The following is a 19,386-nucleotide window of genomic DNA, read 5'->3' on the forward strand; positions in this document are numbered from 1 at the left end:
CAAGAAGGCTGCCAAACCGATGAATATGCAATTCCGGCCGCTCAACCGCGTGCGCGCCATCAACTGGAACCGCATTCAGGACGACAAGGACCTCGAGGTCTGGAACCGCCTGACCTCAAATTTCTGGCTGCCCGAAAAGGTGCCGCTCAGCAATGACATTCCGTCCTGGGCGACGCTGACACCGGTCGAACAGAAGCTGACCATCCGCGTCTTCACCGGCCTCACCCTGCTCGACACCATCCAGAATGGTGTCGGCTCCATCCGCCTCATGGCCGATGTGGCAACGCCCCACGAAGAAGCGGTTCTGTCGAACATCTCCTTCATGGAAGCGGTGCATGCCCGCTCCTATTCGTCGATCTTCTCGACCCTGTGCTCGACGCCCGACGTCGACGACGCCTATCGCTGGAGTGAGGAAAACACCTTCCTGCAGCAGAAGGCGACGCTGATCATGCAGCAATATGACAGCGGGGATTCGCTGAAGAAAAAGATCGCCTCGGTCTTCCTCGAAAGCTTCCTGTTCTATTCGGGCTTCTACCTGCCCATGTACTGGTCGAGCCGCGCCAAGCTCACCAATACCGCCGACCTCATCCGCCTCATCATCCGCGACGAGGCCGTGCACGGCTATTATATCGGCTACAAGTTCCAGCGCGAGGTGGAACGCCTGCCCGAAGCCCGCAAGCAGGAAATCAAGGACTTTGCCTTCGATCTCCTTCTCGAGCTTTACGACAACGAAGCGCGCTACACCGAGGACCTCTATGACGGCGTCGGCCTGGCCGAAGACGTCAAAAAATTCCTGCACTACAACGCCAACAAGGCGCTGATGAACCTCGGCTACGAAGCCCTCTTCCCGCCCGAAGCCTGCAAGGTCAACGCGGCCATTCTTTCCGCATTGTCGCCCAACGCCGACGAAAACCACGACTTCTTCTCGGGCTCAGGCTCGAGCTACGTCATCGGCAAGGCTATCGCCACTGAAGACGAAGACTGGAATTTCTAAGTCGCTCTAGACTAGCGCCAGTAGGCGCTCCAAACGCAGGTCACGCGGGCCGGAGATTTCCAGCACGCGTGGCCCTTCTGCAAAAAGACCCAACTCGTCCTTGCGGATAATCGCCTTGAGCCGCGCATCGACCTTCTTGCGCAGGGCCGGATATTCGATCGCCACCGCAATATCGTCCGGCTGCATCAGCGGCACGAAGACCAGAAGGTCGAGCCGCGCCAGGGCCCTTTCGATCCGCGTAAGCAGCTTGCCGGTGGGAAACCACTCAAAACCCTCGGCTTCGCTGACCACCTCAAGATAGGCGAGGAAGTCGATCGGGCTGCGATCGAAGACGATCACCGGCTCCTCAGCCTCCGACAGGATCAGCGCGCAGCTTCTCTCCAACTGAACTTCGAGATCGGCGCTGGTTGGGCCGTCGGCGAATGGCACTCCCTCCTCAGCCATCAGCCAATAGGGTTCCGGCACCAGCAGGGCATCACGCCGCGCCGCCACAAAATCTTCCACCAGCGTGGTTTTGCCCACGCCATGCGTTCCTGTCACTGCAATCCGCATGCCTTGCCCTCCACGGGCACAGGTAAGGGCGACGCCCTTTGCGGACAAGCAGGAAAACGGGCTGCCTATAGACACAGAAAGGGACGCCCGTTGAGCGTCCCTTTTCTTTGTTCTGGGTAATGAGCCCCCAGGCCGAAGCCCGGGGCACTCACCACACGGGGACCGCGGAGGACGGCGCCCAAAGGTTTGCGATCAATCGCCAGTGGTGGGGGACAGCGACTCGGTCACGCAGAGCGTCTTGTCGGTGAACGAGCAGTGATCGGGGGTGGCGGCGAAGGACGGGGCGGCAACGCCGGCAACCATGACAGTGGCGAGGATCAGAGCAAAAATCTTCTTCATTTGGTGTCTCCGTGTGTTGTGTTGACGAGAGACAAGCTAGGCCCCTGCACCTTTCCTCAAGATGGCCCCAAGGTGAAAGGAACGCGCGCCAGCATGAACTCTCGGGCAAGGAAGCTGACCTGAAGGTTGCGCATGCTCCGGACAGGTCGGGCACCGCCACGGCGCCCGGAGCAAGCCATCCCAATTTTCCGCCTCACATCGCAAAATTCATATAAAGACATCTTTATATCCTTATTGACTTATGTCATCCGCTGCGCCATCCTCATCCTGTCCATGGTCCCCGCGAGGGGATAACAGGGAATCCGGTGTGGCCCTGGTCTAGTCCGGAGCTGCCCCCGCAACTGTTGGCGGAGACGGGTGTTCAAAAGTCCACTGGCCCCAAGGGGTTGGGAAGGCGAATACCCGGTTCGATCCGCGAGCCAGGAGACCTACCATGGACGTGAATATTCCGCTTTCAGCCGATCGGGTGGATCGGTCAGAGGACATGTCGATGAGTTTTTCGCAGCACTTCCGAATGCGACGCTGACCGCGAGGTCAGCTCCCCCAAACCAACCGATCCGTCCGCACTGACTCAAGCCGGACGCAATCCCTCATCCCAGCGCCTGAACCGCGCCGTGCATGCACGCGCCGGCTCGCGCCCCTGTCGCATTGGACCAAACCATGACCCGTTCAGCCAATCTCGGTTTCCCCCGCGTCGGCCTCCACCGTGAACTCAAGAAGGCTCAGGAAAGCTATTGGAAGGGCGATATCGACGCCGCCGCTCTCCATGCCGTCGCCAAGGACCTGCGCGCCCGCCACTGGAAGCTGCAGCAGGACGCCGGCATCGAAGTCATCCCCTCGAACGATTTCGCCTATTACGACCACGTCCTCGACACGTCGGTCCTCGTCGGCGCCATTCCGCCGCGCTTCGCCGATATCACCGACCCCGACCAGCTCTATTTCGGCATGGCCCGCGGTACCGCCGCAGCTCCGGCCATGGAGATGACCAAGTGGTTCGACACCAATTACCACTTCATCGTGCCCGAGCTGCACGCCGGCCAGACCTTTGCGCTCAATGCCGCAAAGCCGCTCGCCCATTACAATGAAGCCAAGGCCCTCGGCATCGACACCCGTCCGGTTATCGTCGGCCCCATTACCTTCCTCAGCCTCGCCAAGGCCAAGGACGAAGGCCTCGACACGCTCGACCTGATCGACCAGCTGATCCCGGTCTATGCCGATCTCCTCCGTCAGCTCGCCGCTGCCGGCGCCCAGTGGGTGCAGATCGACGAGCCCGTCCTCGTCCTCGACCTCTCCGACAAGCAGAAATCTGCCTTCAAGAAGGCTTATGCCACGCTCGGCAAGGCCGGCCCCAAACTGCTGCTCACCACCTATTTCGGCGCCCTGCTCGACAATACCGAACTCGCCGCCACCCTGCCGGTTGCCGGTCTCCATATCGACCTCGTCCGCGCGCCCGAACAGCTCGATGCCGTGCTCGCCGTCCTCCCCGGCGACAAGGTTCTCTCGGTCGGCGTCGTCGATGGCCGCAATATCTGGCGCACCAATCTCGACACGGCCTTCAGCTTTGTCGCCCGCGCCTGGGACAAGCTCGGTCCGGATCGTCTCGAAATCGCCCCCTCCTGCTCGCTGCTCCACAGCCCCGTCGATCTCGATGGCGAAACCAATCTCGATGCCGAACTGAAATCCTGGCTGGCCTTCGCCAAGCAGAAGCTGAACGAAATCGCCGCCCTGACCCTTGCCCAGAAGCAGGGCCGTGGCGCCGCCAAGCTCGCCTTCGACGCCTCGGCCGCTGCCGCTGCCGCCCACAAGGCCTCGCCGCGCATCCACAAGGCAGCAGTAAAGGCCCGCTCGGCCGAAGCGATCAATCTCGATCGCGTCTCGGGCTTCCTCGCCCGCCGCGACAAGCAGCGCGCCCGCTTCAACCTGCCTTCCTACCCCACCACCACCATCGGCTCCTTCCCCCAGACCAAGGAAGTCCGCGAGGCCCGCGCAGCCTATAAGAAGGGCCTGCTCGATGCCGCCGGCTATGACGCCTTCCTCGAAAAGGAAACGGAAAACACCATCCGCATCCAGGAAGAGATCGGCCTCGACGTGCTCGTGCACGGCGAATTCGAACGCAATGACATGGTCGAATATTTTGGCGAACAGCTCGACGGTTTTGCCTTCACCAAAAACGGCTGGGTCCAGTCTTATGGCTCGCGCTGCGTCAAACCGCCTGTCATCTTCGGCGACGTGTCGCGTCCTTCGGCCATGACCGTGCGCTGGTCGGCTTTTGCCGCCTCGCTCACCGACAGGCCGATGAAGGGCATGCTCACCGGCCCGGTGACAATCCTGCAGTGGAGTTTTGTGCGCGTCGACCAGCCGCGTTCGGAAACCTGCCGCCAGATCGGCCTAGCCATCCGCGATGAAGTGGTTGACCTCGAAAAGGCCGGGATCGGCATCATCCAGATCGATGAGCCGGCTTTGCGCGAAGGCCTGCCGCTGCGCCAGCGCGATTGGGACGCCTACCTGCGCTGGGCCGTCGACTGCTTCCGCCTCTCCGCTTCAGGCGTCGAGGACGACACGCAGATCCACACCCATATGTGCTATGCCGAATTCAACGACATCATGCCCGCCATCGCCGAGATGGATGCCGACGTGATCTCCATCGAAACCTCGCGCTCGGCCATGGAACTGCTCGAAGCCTTCCGCGACTTCAAGTACCCCAACGAAATCGGGCCGGGCGTCTGGGACATCCATTCCCCCCGCGTGCCGGATCAGGCCGATATGGAGGTCCTGATGCACAAGGCCGCCGAAGGCATTCCGGCCGACCAACTCTGGGTTAATCCGGACTGCGGCCTGAAAACCCGCGGCTGGCCGGAAGTGAAAGCTTCGCTGGTCAACCTCGTCAACGCCGCCAAGGCCCTGCGGGCCTAAAGCGACAAGCCAAACTACAGAGGCGGCCTCCGGGCCGCCTCTTTTGTTTCAACCAGCTTCTCGCCCAGTAGCCCTCATGCTGAGGTGCTTTGCACGGCAAAGCCTCGAAGCACGAGGGCGTGCCCCGATCTCCCGCCTGTCGTCGTTGCCGGGCTTGTCCCGGCAATCCATCTCGCTTCCGCTGGGGACCACCGGGACAAGCCCGCTGGTGACGACCAAAAGTAATCTTACGATCATGGGCAAGCCACCATCTCCACTTTTCTGTCGACACATTGATGCCATTTGGGGCAAAGTCTCCCGCAGATAGATCAAAATACAAAAATCTGTTGACAGAAACTGCCGGGAGAGCTCTGCATGGCCGAATTCAAGCCCAAGAAATCCGTGGCCCTGTCGGGCGTCGTCGCCGGCAATACGGCGCTTTGTACCGTCGGTCGCAGCGGCAATGACCTGCACTATCGCGGCTACGATATCCTGGACCTGGCGCGCAATTGCGAATTTGAGGAAGTCGCCCATCTCCTCGTCCATGGCACGCTGCCCACTCGCCCCGAACTTGCCGCCTACAAGACCAAGCTGAAATCGCTCCGCGGCCTCCCCGCCGCCGTCCGCCAGTCGCTCGAACTTTTACCCGCCGCCACCCATCCCATGGATGTGCTGCGCTCAGGCGTTTCCGCCCTCGGCTGCATCCTCCCCGAAAGCCACGACCACAACCATTCCGGCGCCCGCGACATTGCCGATCGGCTGATCGCCAGCCAGGGCTCCATGCTGCTCTACTGGTATCATTTCTCCCAGAACGGCCGCCGCATCGAGGTCGAAACCGAAGACGATTCCGTTGGCGGCCACTTCCTGCACCTGCTGCACGGCAAGGCGCCAAGCCCGAGCCACGTAAAGGCCATGCACGTCTCGCTGATCCTTTACGCCGAGCACGAATTCAACGCGTCCACCTTCACCGCCCGCGTCATCGCCGGAACGGGTTCGGACATTTATTCCGCCCTTGCCGGTGCCATCGGCGCCCTGCGCGGCCCAAAGCATGGCGGCGCCAATGAAGTCGCCTTCGATATCCAGAAGCGCTACGCAACGCCCGACGAAGCCGAGGCCGACATTCGCCAGCGCGTCGAAAACAAGGAAGTCATCATCGGCTTCGGTCACCCCGTCTACACGGTGTCCGATCCGCGCAACGAGGTCATCAAAACCGTCTCCGAAGAGCTGTCCAAAGAAGCTGGCTCGACCAAGATGTTCGACATCGCCGAGCGCATCGAATCCACGATGATGGATGCGAAAAAGATGTTCCCCAATCTCGATTGGTTCAGCGCCGTCTCCTACCACGTCATGGGCGTGCCGACTTCCATGTTCACCCCGCTCTTCGTCATCGCGCGCACTTCGGGCTGGTCGGCCCATGTCATCGAGCAGCGCCAGGACAACAAGATCATCCGCCCTTCGGCCAACTATACCGGCCCCGACGATCTCAGCTTCGTGCCGATCGATCAGCGCTAAACCCAAGGATTTCTCGTCATGCCCTATCTTCTCTCCTCGGACCTGCCGAACGAACCCGCTGGCCTGCGCTTCCGGTCGCTGATCGAGCGCGGCGGCATTTTGCGCCTGCCCGGCGCCCACAATGGCATGGCCTCGCTACAGGCCAAGGCGGCCGGCTTTGAAGCGCTCTATCTTTCGGGCGCTGCCATGACCGCGTCCATGGGGCTGCCGGATCTTGGCATCATCACGGTCGATGAAGTTTCCTTCTTCATCAAGCAGGTGGCGCGCGCCTCCGGACTGCCGGTGCTGGTTGATGGCGATACCGGTTATGGCGAAGCGCTCAATGTCATGCACATGGTCCGCGCCTTTGAAGAGGCCGGCGCCGGTGCCGTGCATCTTGAAGACCAGTTGCTGCCCAAGAAGTGCGGCCACCTCAACGATAAAAAGCTGGCGACGGCCCACGACATGGCCGCCAAGGTCAACGCTGCGGCAAAGGCCCGCCGTCATCTCTACATCGTTGCTCGCACCGATGCCGCCGCCAGCGAAGGCATGGACGGCGCCGTGGCTCGCGCGAAAATGTATATGGAAGCCGGCGCGGATGCGATTTTTCCAGAAGCGCTGAACACGGCCGAAATGTTCCGCGAATTCGCCCGCCGCATGCCCGGCGTGCCGCTCCTCGCCAACATGACCGAATTCGGCAAGACGCCCTTCTTCACCGCTTCCGAGTTTGAAGACATGGGCTACCGCATGGTCATCTGGCCGGTCTCATCCCTGCGCGTCGCCAACAAGGCCCAGGAAAAGCTCTACGCCACTATCGCGGCGGACGGTTCGACCAAGGCCATGGTCCCCGAAATGCAGACCCGCGCCGAACTCTACGCCACGATTGGTCTGGCAGACTATGAGGCACTGGATGCGTCTATTGTAGCGACGATTGTGCCCGAGCCGGTTGAGGGATAGCACCACACTCACCACATCCTCGATGTCACCCCGGCGCAGGCCGGGGCCCATCCTGAGATCTCGAGTTGGACCCCGGCCTGCGCCGGGGTGACAGCCTGTGTTTGTGAACGCAAGAGTGACGCCAGCACGCTCTGAAAAACTGGAAATCCTGCCCAGCTTTTGCTAATGACCCGCTCATGAGCGAAGAATTCGAACGTCCCGTCCTGACGCCCCCCACCGGCGAGAAGAAAGTGCTGCTCCATTCCTGCTGCGCCCCCTGTTCGGGCGAGGTGATGGAGGCAATGCTGGCCTCGGGCGTCGAATATACGATCTTCTTCTACAATCCGAACATTCACCCCAAGCGCGAATATCTGCTGCGCAAGGACGAGAATGTCCGCTTTGCCGAGAAGAACAATGTGCCGTTCATCGACGCCGATTACGACCGCGACAACTGGTTCGCGCGCGCCAAAGGCATGGAGCATGAGCCCGAGCGCGGCATCCGTTGCACCATGTGCTTCGACATGCGTTTCGAGCGCACCGCGCTCTACGCCCATGAACACGGTTTCCCGGTGATGACGAGCTCGCTCGGCATTTCGCGCTGGAAGAACATGGCCCAGATCAACGAGAGCGGCAAACGCGCCGTCGCGCCTTATGAAGGCCTCTCCTACTGGGACTACAACTGGCGCAAGGGTGGCGGCTCCGCCCGCATGATCGAGATTTCCAAGCGCGAAGAATTCTATCAGCAGGAATATTGCGGCTGCGTCTATTCGCTGCGCGATACCAACGAGCACCGCGTCTCGACCGGCCGCGAACGCATCGTCCTGGGCGAAAAATACTACGGCAAGGACACGACCTCCGAGTAATCGGTTGCCCTCCCCAGGCGCCTAGCCGAAGGGCCGCCGCGCCTTTTCGAATGCGACCGCCCCGGTAAGCGCCTTGTCGAGCGCCCCGCGCCAGCCCCTGAGTTTGCGCTTGCGCAGGGCCGGTGCCATCCGCGGCAGAAACTCCTGGTGGAAGTCCCGCCGCGCCCCAAAACTATCCGCCTCGGGCCAGAGCCCGGTCTTCCACGCCGTCAGCCACGCCGCCCCCAGCGCCGTCACTTCGGGCACGCGTGTGCAATCGACCGGCAGGTCCAAAATATCGGCCAGGAACTGCATGGTCCAATCCGAGGCCACCATGCCGCCATCGACGCGCAGCACCATGGCCTGCTCCAGTTTGAGATCGCGCCGCATCGCCTCGAACATGTCGCGCGATTGATACCCCACCGCCTCCAGTGCCGCCCGCACCAGCTCCGCCCTGCGGCTATTGCGCGTCAGGCCCACGAGCGTCCCACGCGCCTCATTGTCCCACCACGGCGCCCCAAGCCCTGAAAAGGCCGGCACGAGATAGACGTCTTCATCGGGATCGGAAACAGCCGCCAGCGCATCGGCCTCCGGCCAATCCCGAATGATCTCCAGGTCATCGCGCAGCCATTGCAGCGCCCCGCCAATGGTGAAGATGACCCCCTCAAGCGCATAGGTGGTCTTGCCGCCCAGGCGATAAGCCACCGTCGTCAGCAGCCGATGCCGGGATTTGACGCAGATACTGCCCGTATTGAGCAGGGCGAAGCAGCTCGTCCCATAGGTCGATTTCGCCATGCCCGGCGCAAAACACCCCTGCCCGATCAGGGCCGCCTGCTGGTCCCCCACGACCCCATGGATGGGCACAGCGGCTCCGAGCACGCTCGGCTCCGTCAGCCCGAAATCATCAGCACTGTCCAAGACGCGCGGCAGCATCGACGCTGGCACGTCGAAAAGCTCGATGAGATCCTCATGCCAGTCGCCGGACTTGAGATCATAAAACAGCGTCCGGCTGGCATTGGTGGCATCGGTCGCATGCACCCTGCCCCCGGTCAGCCGCCAGATCAGCCAGCTGTCCACCGTACCAAAGGCCAGTTCGCCCCGCCGCGCCCGCTGCCGCGCGCCCTTCACATGGTCGAGGATCCACTTGACCTTGGGCGCCGAAAAATAGGGCGCCAGCATCAGCCCCGACCGGCGCCGCACCAGCTTGTCCGCTTCCGGCCGTTTCTCGCGCAGGCGCTGGCAGGTATCACCGGCCCGTATGTCCCGCCAGACGATCGCATTATGGATGGCCTTGCCGGTCTTGCGGTCCCAGACCACGGTGGTCTCGCGCTGATTGGTAATGCTGATCCCGGCGAGATCTGCCGCCGTGATCCCCGCCTTGCGCAAGGCCGTCTTGCAGGCCCAGAGACAGGTCGCCCAGATTTCCTCGGGCACATGCTCCACCCAGCCGGGCGCGGGCTGGTGCTGGGTGAAATCCATTCGCCCCATGCCCACGATATTCTGCGCGGCATCGAAAATCACGGCACGGCTAGACGTCGGGCCCTGGTCGATGACCAGAATATAGGCTCCCATGCCGCCCGTCCGCCCCTATACTTGCCCATCTCAAGTAGAGCGCCAAAAAACCACTTTGGGCAACAGCTTGATCTCGTGCTCAACGTCAGGAACTGCTAGATTTGATCGTCCCTGCGAAAGCACACGTTCATGGTGAAGTCCGAGCGTCGTCTGGTCCCCATAGTCTCGGTCGACGTCGTCGGCTTCTCCCGGCTCGTCCAGCATGATGAGCCCAAGACCGTCCGGCTAGTCCGCCAGACCTATGGCTACTTCACCAAGGACATCGGCGATCGCGGCGGCACCATCTTCAAAACCATGGGCGACGGCTTCCTCGCCGAGTTCAGCAGCGCCCTGACGGCACTCGATTGGGTCGCCGACGCGCAGCGCGATCTCCACCAGCGCCAGATCAAGGTGCCGGGGGGCGAAGTGCTGCAGGTGCGCGCCGGCATCGTCATGGCCGACGTCCTGGTCCATGGCGACGATCTCTTCGGCAATGGCGTCAATCTCGCCGTCCGGGTGCAGGGCATTTCCCCGCCCGGCGGCATGGCCGTGACCAAATGGATGCACGCCTATCTCGGCGGTCAGACCGATCTGATCTTCACCGATATCGGCCCCACCATTCTCAAGAACATCCCCCGCACCGTGCATCTCTATGTCTGGCACCCGAGCGGGGCGACAAAAGCCCTGCCCAAGAAAGACGAGGCGCCCATCGTCGCCCCGTCGAGCCGGCCATCGGTGGTCGTCCTTCCCTTCGACAATCTCTCGGGCGAGGCCGACCAGACCTATTTCGCCGATGCCGTGGTCGAAGAAATCACCGCCACCCTGGCGCGCATCCGCGATTTCTTCGTCATCGCCCGCAATTCCGCCTTTTCCTACAAGGGCCGAGCGCTGGACGTGCGTCAGGTGGGGCGGGAACTGGGCGTGCGCTACGTCGTCGAAGGCAGCGTGCGCCGCGTCGGCGACAAGGTGCGCATCACAGCCCAATTGGTCGAAACCGAAAGCGGCAATCACATCTGGTCCGACAAGGTCAATGGCTCGGTCGAAGATCTCTTCGACCTCCAGGACAATATGGCCGCGCTCGTTGCCAGCGCCATCCAGCCCTCCATCCGTCAGGCCGAGATCGAGCGAGCCCTCTCCAAGCGCCCGGACACGCTGGCGGCTTATGACCTCGTCATGCGCGCCATGCCCCAGCTCTGGGCCCACCAGCCCGCGGCCAATCGCGAGGCCATAGTCCTCCTGCAACAGGCGCTCACACTCGAACCCAATTACGGCCTTGCTGCCGCGCTGGTCGGTTGGGCCCACGGCCAGCAGATCGCCTACAATTGGACCGACGACATTCCCGGCGAGCGCCGCGAGGCACAAAAGGCCATCGAACGCGCCTCGGAAACCGCCATCGGCAATCCCACAGCCATGACCGCCCTGGCCTCGGCCATCATGCAGACCGGCGGCGATGTCGTCCGCGCCAAGGACCTCGCCGAACGCGCCCTGGTGCTGGACCCCAACCACGCCTGGGCCTGGCTGCGAAAGGGCTATGGCCTCGTCTATCTCGGCCGGCCCGACGACGCGATAAAGGCCTTCCAGGCTTCGCTCCGCCTCAGCCCCATGGACCCCTTTGCCTTCAACATGCTGTTCGGAACGGCTCTGGCCCATTTCGCCGCAGACCGCCCACAGGAGGCCGTCGAGTTCGCGAGCCGAGCCATCGCCGAACGTCCGGGCCTCAGCTGGCCGTTCCGCGATCTCGCCAGCTACTATGCCGCCCTCGGCGACATGACCGCCGCCACCGCCGCCCTCGACAAATTCCGCGCCGGCCGCCCCGGCATTGACCTCGCAACCATCCGCGACAGCCTGCGCTTCATGCATCCGGACCTTTTGAACAAATACATCGGCGGCTTGGCCAAGGCAGGACTGCAGGAGAGGGTGGGTGCGGTTTCGCCGTAAACGGAAGTGAGCCATTCCCACTCACCGAATGTCACCCCGGCGAAGGCCGAGGCCCATCCAGAGATCTCAAGATGGATCCCGGCCTTCGCCGGGATGACGGCCGGTGATTGACGAGAGCGAACTTCACGCCTCGCACAGTCCCGCCAATCCCACTGTCCCTTCACCTCCCCCTAGATGGGGGAGGTTGGGAGGGGGTGGAGCCCCACTCACTAGGCCCACCCCTCCATCGCCATTACCCGGTGTATCCCTACCCCTCAGCCAGCAACTTCCGCAGCTTGGCCAAGGCCGTGGCGCTATCCTCACGATAGGCAATCGTCCCCTCAAAATTCCCCTCGCTATTGAGCAGGAAAATCGAAGCCGTATGGTCCATCGTGTAGTCCCCGTCTTCAAGCGCCACCTTCTGGTAGTAGATCGCCCAAGCCTTTGCCGCCTTTTCGATCTCTTCCGGCGTGCCGGTGATCCCGGTGACGCGCCCCGTCCACGAGACATAGTCGGCAATGATCTCGGCCGTATCGCGCTCGGGATCGACCGTCACGAAATAGGCCTTCAGATCCTTGGCCTCATCGCCCAGCGCCTCGTACCATGAGGTCATTTCGGCAAGGGAAGTCGGGCACACTTCCGGGCAATGGGTAAAGCCGAAGAACAGCATGGAAGGCGCCCCGGCAAAACTCTGCCGGGTGAACGCTTCCCCGCTGGCCGTCGTCAGCTGATAGTCGCCGTCGCCGAGGTTTTGCGCCACGCTGGGGCGCGTTGCCGAATAGGTATAGAGCCCGGCAGCGCCGAGCCCGGCAACCGCAACCAGTGCCCAGAGAACGGCACGCAGGCGTCCGAGATTACTCATGGCTCGCCTTGTCCCCATGTGCACCATGCGCCGGCGCATCGGCCGCGGTCGCGCCGGCGACGAGATCCACGGTCACGGTACCCGCCTTTTCAAAGGTCAGCGTCACTGGAACCACATCGCCTTCGACGATCGCACCGGCAAGGCCCATGAACATCAGGTGCAGGCCACCCGGCTCCAGCGCCACGGTTTCGCCGGCCGGCAATTCGAGCCCATCCTTGAGCTGCCGCATCTTCATGACATCGCCTTCCATGGCCATTTCATGGATCTGGGCTTCCTTGGCGATATCGGTGCTGACCGAAACCAACCGATCAACTTCCGCACCCTTGTTGGTGATGGTCAGGAAACCACCGCCGACCGGGGCGTTGGGCAAAGTGGCGCGGGTAAAGGCGCCGGTGATTTCGATCGAGCCCAGCACGACCACTTCGGCCTGGTGCGCGGTATGGGCATCCTGCGCGAGAGTTGGCAGGGCGGGAGCAAAAAGTGCCGTGAAGGCAAGGGCGATGGCGGAAAGACGAAGCGTCATTTCGTGTCCTCGAAAAGCAATGGAGATGGATGCCGCAAGGCGGCCTGAAGAGGAGATCCGTGGATCAGGCGGCGCGAGGCGGCCCGCGCGGCTGCCCCGGATGCTCCATCGGCTTGGCAAGACCGGAATGAGCATTGGCCTGAAACTGAACGGGATCGGCATCCCGCACCAGCGGCGGCTGGGCCAACGGCGGCAACACAGCCACAAATTGGGTTTTGCCTGCGCCCGTCAGCGGGCATTTTGCCGCCGTCGGCGTCTCGCTGTCGCCACGAACCGGATTGGCCACTGACGTACAGACCGACCAGGAGACGCTCGATTCAAAGCCGAGCCGTGCCAGTTCGCGCTGCAGTCCGGAGGACTGATGCAGCGGCGCCAGCAGCACGAGCATATAGAGCGCCAGAACCGCAATGGCGGCGCCCACTTCTCGTCCGATCTGGCGCATGCGATTGGGCATGACGTCTCCCCGATATGGGGTTTCAGCTACGCCTTGCTCGTCCAAGAAGCAAGGCGCGCAGTGTCGCAGAGCCAGACTTAGGCCGTACGCGCCAGTTCCGCCTGGTTGACATGGAACAGCGCCGCCACGACGTCCGACTGCGTCACCATGCCGGCAAGCTTGCCCGCAACATCGACCACCGGCACGTGATGGTGCCCCGTCTCGGCCATGACCTGCACCACCCGCGCGATCGGCGTCGTCACCGGCACCGAGCGCACATCGCTCGTCATCACGTCGCGCACCTTGCCGCGCAGCGGCCGGTCCGAATTGCCGATGGAACGCAGGCGCCAGCCCAGGCCCGAACCGGTCGCCGAGGGCCCCCAGTCCGCCTTGTCGAGGAGATCGGTCTGCGTGACGATCCCCACCACGCGCCGCTCCGCGTCCACCACCGGCAGCGCTTTGACGCCATTGGTCCGCAGCAGCTTGAGCGCAATCCGCAGCGACGTACCCGGCATGACACTGGCGACATTCTGCGACATCACGGCCGACGCGATCACCCCGCCCGAACGACGGTTGAACGCCAGCACTTCTGCCCGCTGCAACACCTCTTCGAGATCTTCCGGATCAACCGGCACCACCTCGTCGCGCTCGCGAATGGCCATAGTGAGATCATCGACCGTCACACCAAGCCCACCCGCCTGCCCCGCCGAGGCGACCGGCGCATGCACCTGCGCCCGATGCGGATAGACCTTGCCGGTCAGCCGATTGTAGCCGATGGCCGCCACGAGCAGTGCAAATGACCCGGCCAGCACCGGCCAGAGCACATAGAAAAACCCCAGGTCATGAATCGCCGGCCCACCCAGAACGGCGGTCAGCGCCACGGCCCCGCTTGGCGGATGCAGGCACTTGAACGTGAGCAGCAGGCCAATGCTCACCCCCAGCGCCAATGCGGCCGCCACGCTCTGGTCCGGCACGAGCATGGCCGCCAAGACCCCCACAACCGCGGCAATCCCATTGCCCCCGATGATCGACCAGGGCTGCGCCAGGGGACTTGCCGGCACCGCAAAAAGCAGCACGGCCGAGGCTCCGAGCGGCGCAATCAGCAACGGCGCCGCCGAAGCCGGCAGAGCCAGCCGCCCGATGATCCCGACCACCAGAATGCCCAGACAGGCCCCCGCGGCCGCACGCAACCGTTCAACCGGACTGACGGCAACGAGATGGGGCACAAGGCGGGCGAGAAAGGCTGGAATTTTCATGGCCCCGCTTCCTAAAGCGCCAGCCGCGCCGCGCCAAGGCATGCGCGACCAATTCCGTCCAAAAAAGGAAACGCACTTTTCGCCCCCGCCGGGCATCGCGCAAGGCCCGGCCGCAAGTGCCGCCCTCTTTGCGCCAAGTCAAACAATGACAAAACAGTCATACTTTTGCAAATCAACGGCCATTTGTTCTAGATCAAGGAAGTCTTGCGCGGGCCAGAATAGTTTCCTTCACGAAGGCACAGAAATAATCGTGCCGGGTCCAGGAGAAGAAAATGGCTCAAGCAAACCTTCTTTCGCGGCGCGCTCTACTTGTCGGCGCAGCGACCGTCGGGGCGACGGCGCAATTGGCGACCATGCTCGCCGCGACCGCCCAGGAAGCAGCAGCCGCAGTGGCACCAGTCGATCTCAGCGCGCTCGAACGCGTGAAAGTCGAACTCGTCACGCCGCCTTTCGTGCATGCCCATGAGCAGACCGCCCCCGGCGCGCCGAAAATCGTCGAATTCACCATGGTGATCGAGGAGAAGAAGCACGCGGTCGAAGACGGCGTCGAAATCTGGGCCATGACCTTCAATGGCTCGGTGCCCGGTCCGCTGATGGTGGTGCATCAGGACGACTATGTCGAACTGACCCTGATCAACCCCGACACCAACCTGATGCCGCACAATATCGACTTCCACGCGGCAACCGGTGCTCTGGGCGGCGCCAAGCTGACCAATGTCAATCCGGGCGAAAAAGGCGGTGCTGCGCTTCAAGGCCACCAAGGCCGGCGTCTTCGTCTATCACTGCGCCCCGGAAGGCATGGTGCCCTGGCACGTCACCTCGGGCATGAACGGCGCCATCATGGTCTTGCCACGCGAGGGCCTCAAGGACCCCAAGGGCAACCCGATCGCCTATGACCGGGTCTACTATGTGGGCGAGCAGGATTTCTATGTCCCCCGGGACGCAGACGGCAATTACAAGACCTATGAGAGCATCGGGGATGGCTATGCCGATACGCTCGAGGTCATGCGCACCCTGCTGCCGAGCCACGTGGTCTTCAACGGCAAGGTTGGAGCTTTGACTGGCGACAATGCCCTCAAGGCCAATGTCGGGGAAACCGTGCTGATCGTCCACTCGCAGGCCAACCGCGACACGCGGCCCCACCTGATCGGCGGTCACGGCGACTTCGTCTGGCCCACGGGCAAGTTCCACACCCCGCCTGATGTCGATCAGGAAACGTGGTTCATCCCCGGCGGCACGGCAGGCGCGGCGGTCTATACCTTCCACCAGCCCGGCGTCTACGCCTATGTGAACCACAACCTGATCGAGGCCTTCGAACTCGGCGCGGCCGGCCACTTCGTGGTCGAAGGCGAATGGAACGACGACCTGATGACCGGCGTGCTGGCTCCAAGCCCGATCTGATCGAATGGGGCCATTGGCGCCTGCCTCTTGGCCCCGCCCACCCTCATCCCTCCCCATCAAGGGGAGGGATGCGCAAGCATCAGTCGCCGCGGCTCCATCGTCTCCCCACCCTTGTGGGGAGGGATCAAGGGTGGGGGTGCGACAACCACCAGCACATTGGCACATAAGCCAATAACTCCTGGAGGCAGACATGACTGCCCTCGCCCACAAGCCCAAAGACACGGTCGGGATCGCTCTTCCCGCCACCCTCCTGGCACTCGCCCTCGGCGCCATTGCCCTTCAGACCCTGCCCCTGCCGCCCATGCCCTGGGCCGGAGCGAGCATTGCCCCACAGACCGTCACCCTGCCGCCGGGCCAGGTCACCTACCGCGTCGAAGGCCACTTCTTCATCGACGGCAATCCCGTCGACGCCCCCTTGGCCGACACAGCCATCCCCGCGCCCCTGACCATGATGAAATATCAGGTAACCGCAGCCGACTACGCCCTCTGCGTTGCCGACGGCGCCTGCGAGGCGGCCGAACCGCGCAATCAGGGCAAGGGCAATATCCCCGTCACCGGCGTCCATTTCGGCGACGCCACCGCCTATGCCGCCTGGCTCAGCGACAAGACCGGCCAGGCCTGGACCCTGCCCACCGATGCCGAATGGGCCTATGCCGCCGGCAGCCGCTTTACCGATGACGCCCTCAATATCGACGATGCCAGCAACCCCGCCCTGCGCTGGCTCGCCGACTATCGCAAGGAAGCCGAGCGCCAGGCTGCCGCCGATCCCACGCCCAAACCCGTGGGCACCTATGGCGAAAACGAATATGGCCTGGCCGATATGGGCAGCAATGTCTGGGAATGGACCGACACCTGCCACCGCCGCGTCCACGTCGATATCGCGGGCAAAATCCTCAGCGAACAGCCCGCCTGCACTATCCGCGTGCTCGAAGGCAAGCATCGTGCCTCGATGAGCTATTTCATCCGCGACGCCAAAAGCGGCGGCTGCTCGGTCGGCCTGCCCCCCGACAATCTCGGCTTCCGCCTGGTTCGCCGGCCGGCCTGGTACGAAAATTTCTGGGGCCGGCTCGGATTTTGAAACCCCGCCTGCGGCCGATTGGCGGATATTCACCCCGTCGTTTTTGCGCTAAAAGCCAAGCTAGCAAAAACGATTGGGGTAACGGTTTTGGCCGACGTCGACCGCAGCCTGGTGCGCGCGCTGCCGCTCTTTGCGCGCATGAGCGACACTGACCTCGATCAGCTCCTCGCCCGCGCCAGCACGCGGCGCGTTCCGGTTGGCGAGGCCGTCTTCGAACAGGGCCAGAAGGCGACCCAGTTCTTCCTCCTCCTCCATGGCCGCCTCAAGGTCACCCAGGTCACCTCCGAGGGCCAGCAGATCATCGTCCGCGTCGTCCATCCCGGCGACATTTTTGGCTTCGCCCAGGCCCTGCAGCGCGACGACTATCCCGGCACCCCGATTGCCGCCGCCGAAAGCGTCGTCCTCTCCTGGCCCAACGATGTCTGGGGGAGCGTGGTCGAACAGAACCCGCACCTCGCCGTCAATGCCATGCGCACCATCGGCCAGCGCCTCCAGGAAGCCCATACCCGCATCCGCGAAATGTCGACCGAAGAAGTCGAACGCCGCGTCGCTCACGCCGTCCTGCGCCTCATCGAACAGGCCGGCCGCCGCGAGGAAGAAGGCACCCGCATAGACTTCCCGCTGACCCGCCAGGACGTCGCCGAAATGACCGGCACCACGCTCCACACCGTCTCGCGCCTCTTCAGCGCCTGGGAAAGCCAGGGCATCGTCAAAGGCGGCCGCCAGAAACTGCTGGTCCGCGACAAGGAACGCCTGCAGGCCCTGGCCGAAGGGGCTGGGCGAGAGAGCTAGGGGCAGCCATCCAGTATCGCCTTTACCACGCACCCCCTCCACGGTGTCATTCCCGCGAAAGCGGGAATCTCTGTTTCTGTGCAAGGAGTTTCCCGCTTTCGCGGGACTGACACCGTGGAGATATGAGTGGTCGGAGTGAACTCTCTCCCCTTGTGGGGAGGGAATGAGGGTGCGGGTATCACGTCGAAAACGCGACGCAACGGGTCGCGCCCGCCAAAACTCCTTGCGCCACCGCAAGGACATGCTCGCGCTATCGCGTTACCCCCGGCACAATCCCAAAAGGTGCCTCATGACCCAAGATACGCTCCCCCGCCGCAAGCCGGTGCCGCGCGGCCTCGCCCATAGCGGCCCGGTCCTGCTCTCCTACGGCTTCCGCCCCTTCTTTCTCGCGGCGGGTGTCTGGGCCGTCCTGGCCATGGCACTCTGGATTCTCGCCCTCATGGCCGACCTGCCCATCGGCGGCCTTTATGGTGGTCCGGCCTGGCACGCCCATGAAATGCTCTTTGGCTACAGCACCGCCGCCCTTGCCGGCTTTCTCCTCACCGCCATTCCCAATTGGACCGGGCGCCTGCCCGTCTCCGGCGCGCCGCTCGCGCTGCTGTTTGCCGTCTGGCTCGCCGGCCGCGCCGCACTCATTGCGCCCGACATGATCGACATCACCCTCGCCGTCGCGATCGATGCGCTCTTCCTGCCGCTTCTTCTCGTCATCTGCGCAAGAGAAATCATCGCCGGCCGCAAATGGCGCGACCTCAAAATTCTCGCCGCCGTCGCCGCCCTGGCCTCGGCCAATGCCGGCTACCACGTCCTCGTGCTCAAGGCCGAAGATCCAGGCCTTGCCAATCGCCTGGCCGTCGCCGCTTTCATCATGCTCATCGGCATTATCGGCGGCCGCATCATCCCGAGTTTTACCCGCAACTGGCTGGCCAAGCGCGAAGCCAAGACGCTGCCCACGCCCTACAATCATTTCGATACGCTGAGCCTCGTCGTCGCCTGCCTCGCCCTTGCGGCTTGGGTCTCCATCCCCGATCATCCCGCCACCTCGGCAGCCGCGCTCGTCGCCGGCGTCCTCAACACCATCCGCCTCGCCCGCTGGCAGGGCTGGCAGACATCGGCCGAGCGCCTGGTCCTCGTGCTCCACTTCGCCTATGCCTTCGTGCCGCTGGGCTTTTTCATCATCGCGCTCGTGCCCTTTGGTCTCTTCGACCCCATCTCGGCTCTGCACGTTTTCACCGTGGGCGGCATCGGCCTCATGACCCTGGCGGTGATGAGCCGCGCTACGCGCGGCCACACCGGCACACCGTTGACCGCCTCTATGACGACCGGCCTCAGCTATCTCTGCCTGCTCCTCGGCGCCATCCTGCGCCCGCTGGCAACGCTCGCCCCAGACCACTACATGACACTGGTTTCCCTCAGCGGCCTCTGCTGGATGCTCGCCTTCGGTCTCTATGTGCTGGAATACGCGCCGATCCTGCTGACCAAGCGCAAGCCAAGGCCGGAATGAACCTCAGGGCCCCCTCATTCCCGCCA

The 19,386-nt window shown here is 63.2% G+C and carries 16 protein-coding genes, 1 pseudogene and 1 riboswitch; of the genes and pseudogenes, 10 read left to right on the plus strand and 7 right to left on the minus strand.

The annotated features are described in order from the left end of the window. Positions 1-19: 19 nt before the first annotated feature. Positions 20-994, plus strand: a complete 975-nt coding sequence (nrdF, locus tag NVV77_RS18515) for a class 1b ribonucleoside-diphosphate reductase subunit beta (RefSeq protein ID WP_295415421.1) — start codon at positions 20-22, stop codon at positions 992-994. A 6-nt stretch (positions 995-1,000) separates the two neighbouring features. Here the strand turns inward: nrdF and NVV77_RS18520 are convergent, their stop codons facing one another. Both NVV77_RS18520 and NVV77_RS18525 read right to left on the minus strand, forming a co-directional pair. After that, positions 1,001-1,546, minus strand: coding sequence for an AAA family ATPase (locus tag NVV77_RS18520; protein WP_295415422.1), 546 nt, complete (start codon positions 1,544-1,546; stop codon positions 1,001-1,003). Positions 1,547-1,738: 192 nt separating this feature from the next. Then, the gene (locus NVV77_RS18525; RefSeq protein WP_295415423.1) at positions 1,739-1,885 is read right to left on the minus strand and encodes a hypothetical protein; all 147 of its coding nucleotides are present in this window, start codon (positions 1,883-1,885) and stop codon (positions 1,739-1,741) included. Positions 1,886-2,142: 257 nt separating this feature from the next. Beyond that, positions 2,143-2,336, plus strand: a riboswitch (cobalamin riboswitch). 209 nt (positions 2,337-2,545) lie between these two features. Between NVV77_RS18525 and metE the strand changes: the two genes are divergently transcribed. The 4 genes from metE (at position 2,546) to NVV77_RS18545 (ending at position 8,067) form a co-directional block, all read left to right on the plus strand. Then, positions 2,546-4,798 (plus strand): 5-methyltetrahydropteroyltriglutamate--homocysteine S-methyltransferase, encoded by a 2,253-nt coding sequence (gene metE / locus NVV77_RS18530; protein ID WP_295415424.1) that lies wholly within the window; start codon positions 2,546-2,548, stop codon positions 4,796-4,798. A gap of 354 nt (positions 4,799-5,152) precedes the next feature. Next, the gene (prpC, locus tag NVV77_RS18535) at positions 5,153-6,289 is read left to right on the plus strand and encodes a 2-methylcitrate synthase (RefSeq protein ID WP_295415425.1); all 1,137 of its coding nucleotides are present in this window, start codon (positions 5,153-5,155) and stop codon (positions 6,287-6,289) included. Positions 6,290-6,307: 18 nt separating this feature from the next. Then, positions 6,308-7,225, plus strand: coding sequence for a methylisocitrate lyase (prpB, locus tag NVV77_RS18540; RefSeq protein ID WP_295415426.1), 918 nt, complete (start codon positions 6,308-6,310; stop codon positions 7,223-7,225). A gap of 176 nt (positions 7,226-7,401) precedes the next feature. Beyond that, the gene (locus NVV77_RS18545; RefSeq protein ID WP_295415427.1) at positions 7,402-8,067 is read left to right on the plus strand and encodes an epoxyqueuosine reductase QueH; all 666 of its coding nucleotides are present in this window, start codon (positions 7,402-7,404) and stop codon (positions 8,065-8,067) included. A gap of 21 nt (positions 8,068-8,088) precedes the next feature. Here the strand turns inward: NVV77_RS18545 and glpK are convergent, their stop codons facing one another. Continuing rightward, complete coding sequence (gene glpK, locus NVV77_RS18550) at positions 8,089-9,618, minus strand: glycerol kinase GlpK (RefSeq protein ID WP_295415428.1); 1,530 nt, start codon at positions 9,616-9,618, stop codon at positions 8,089-8,091. A 129-nt stretch (positions 9,619-9,747) separates the two neighbouring features. Between glpK and NVV77_RS18555 the strand changes: the two genes are divergently transcribed. Further along, positions 9,748-11,535 (plus strand): adenylate/guanylate cyclase domain-containing protein, encoded by a 1,788-nt coding sequence (locus NVV77_RS18555; protein WP_295415429.1) that lies wholly within the window; start codon positions 9,748-9,750, stop codon positions 11,533-11,535. A gap of 247 nt (positions 11,536-11,782) precedes the next feature. On the opposite strand, the gene NVV77_RS18560 is transcribed toward NVV77_RS18555, so the two are convergent. The 4 genes from NVV77_RS18560 to NVV77_RS18575 form a co-directional block, all read right to left on the minus strand. Beyond that, positions 11,783-12,376: an SCO family protein gene (locus tag NVV77_RS18560; protein WP_295415430.1), complete on the minus strand. Its 594-nt coding sequence runs from the start codon at positions 12,374-12,376 to the stop codon at positions 11,783-11,785. Beyond that, positions 12,369-12,899, minus strand: a complete 531-nt coding sequence (locus NVV77_RS18565; RefSeq protein ID WP_295415431.1) for a copper chaperone PCu(A)C — start codon at positions 12,897-12,899, stop codon at positions 12,369-12,371. The genes NVV77_RS18560 and NVV77_RS18565 overlap by 8 nt, the downstream gene beginning before the upstream one ends. Positions 12,900-12,963: 64 nt before the next feature. Then, positions 12,964-13,353, minus strand: coding sequence for a hypothetical protein (locus NVV77_RS18570; RefSeq protein WP_295415432.1), 390 nt, complete (start codon positions 13,351-13,353; stop codon positions 12,964-12,966). 77 nt (positions 13,354-13,430) lie between these two features. Further along, positions 13,431-14,588 carry an HPP family protein gene (locus NVV77_RS18575; protein ID WP_295415433.1) on the minus strand — a complete coding sequence of 386 codons (1,158 nt, stop codon included), beginning with the start codon at positions 14,586-14,588 and terminating at the stop codon, positions 13,431-13,433. A gap of 272 nt (positions 14,589-14,860) precedes the next feature. On the opposite strand from NVV77_RS18575, the pseudogene nirK reads away from it, so the two are divergent. The 4 genes and pseudogenes from nirK to NVV77_RS18595 all read left to right on the plus strand — a co-directional run bounded on the left by nirK (position 14,861) and on the right by NVV77_RS18595 (position 19,360). Further along, positions 14,861-15,989 (plus strand): annotated as a pseudogene (gene nirK, locus NVV77_RS18580) (copper-containing nitrite reductase). A gap of 190 nt (positions 15,990-16,179) precedes the next feature. Next, the gene (locus tag NVV77_RS18585; RefSeq protein WP_295415434.1) at positions 16,180-17,067 is read left to right on the plus strand and encodes an SUMF1/EgtB/PvdO family nonheme iron enzyme; all 888 of its coding nucleotides are present in this window, start codon (positions 16,180-16,182) and stop codon (positions 17,065-17,067) included. 138 nt (positions 17,068-17,205) lie between these two features. Next, positions 17,206-17,859, plus strand: coding sequence for a Crp/Fnr family transcriptional regulator (locus tag NVV77_RS18590; protein ID WP_295416218.1), 654 nt, complete (start codon positions 17,206-17,208; stop codon positions 17,857-17,859). Positions 17,860-18,148: 289 nt separating this feature from the next. Beyond that, positions 18,149-19,360: an NnrS family protein gene (locus NVV77_RS18595; RefSeq protein WP_295415435.1), complete on the plus strand. Its 1,212-nt coding sequence runs from the start codon at positions 18,149-18,151 to the stop codon at positions 19,358-19,360. Positions 19,361-19,386 lie beyond the last annotated feature (26 nt).

The organism is Devosia sp., assembly GCF_024707125.1.
Classification (GTDB): Bacteria; Pseudomonadota; Alphaproteobacteria; order Rhizobiales; family Devosiaceae; genus Devosia.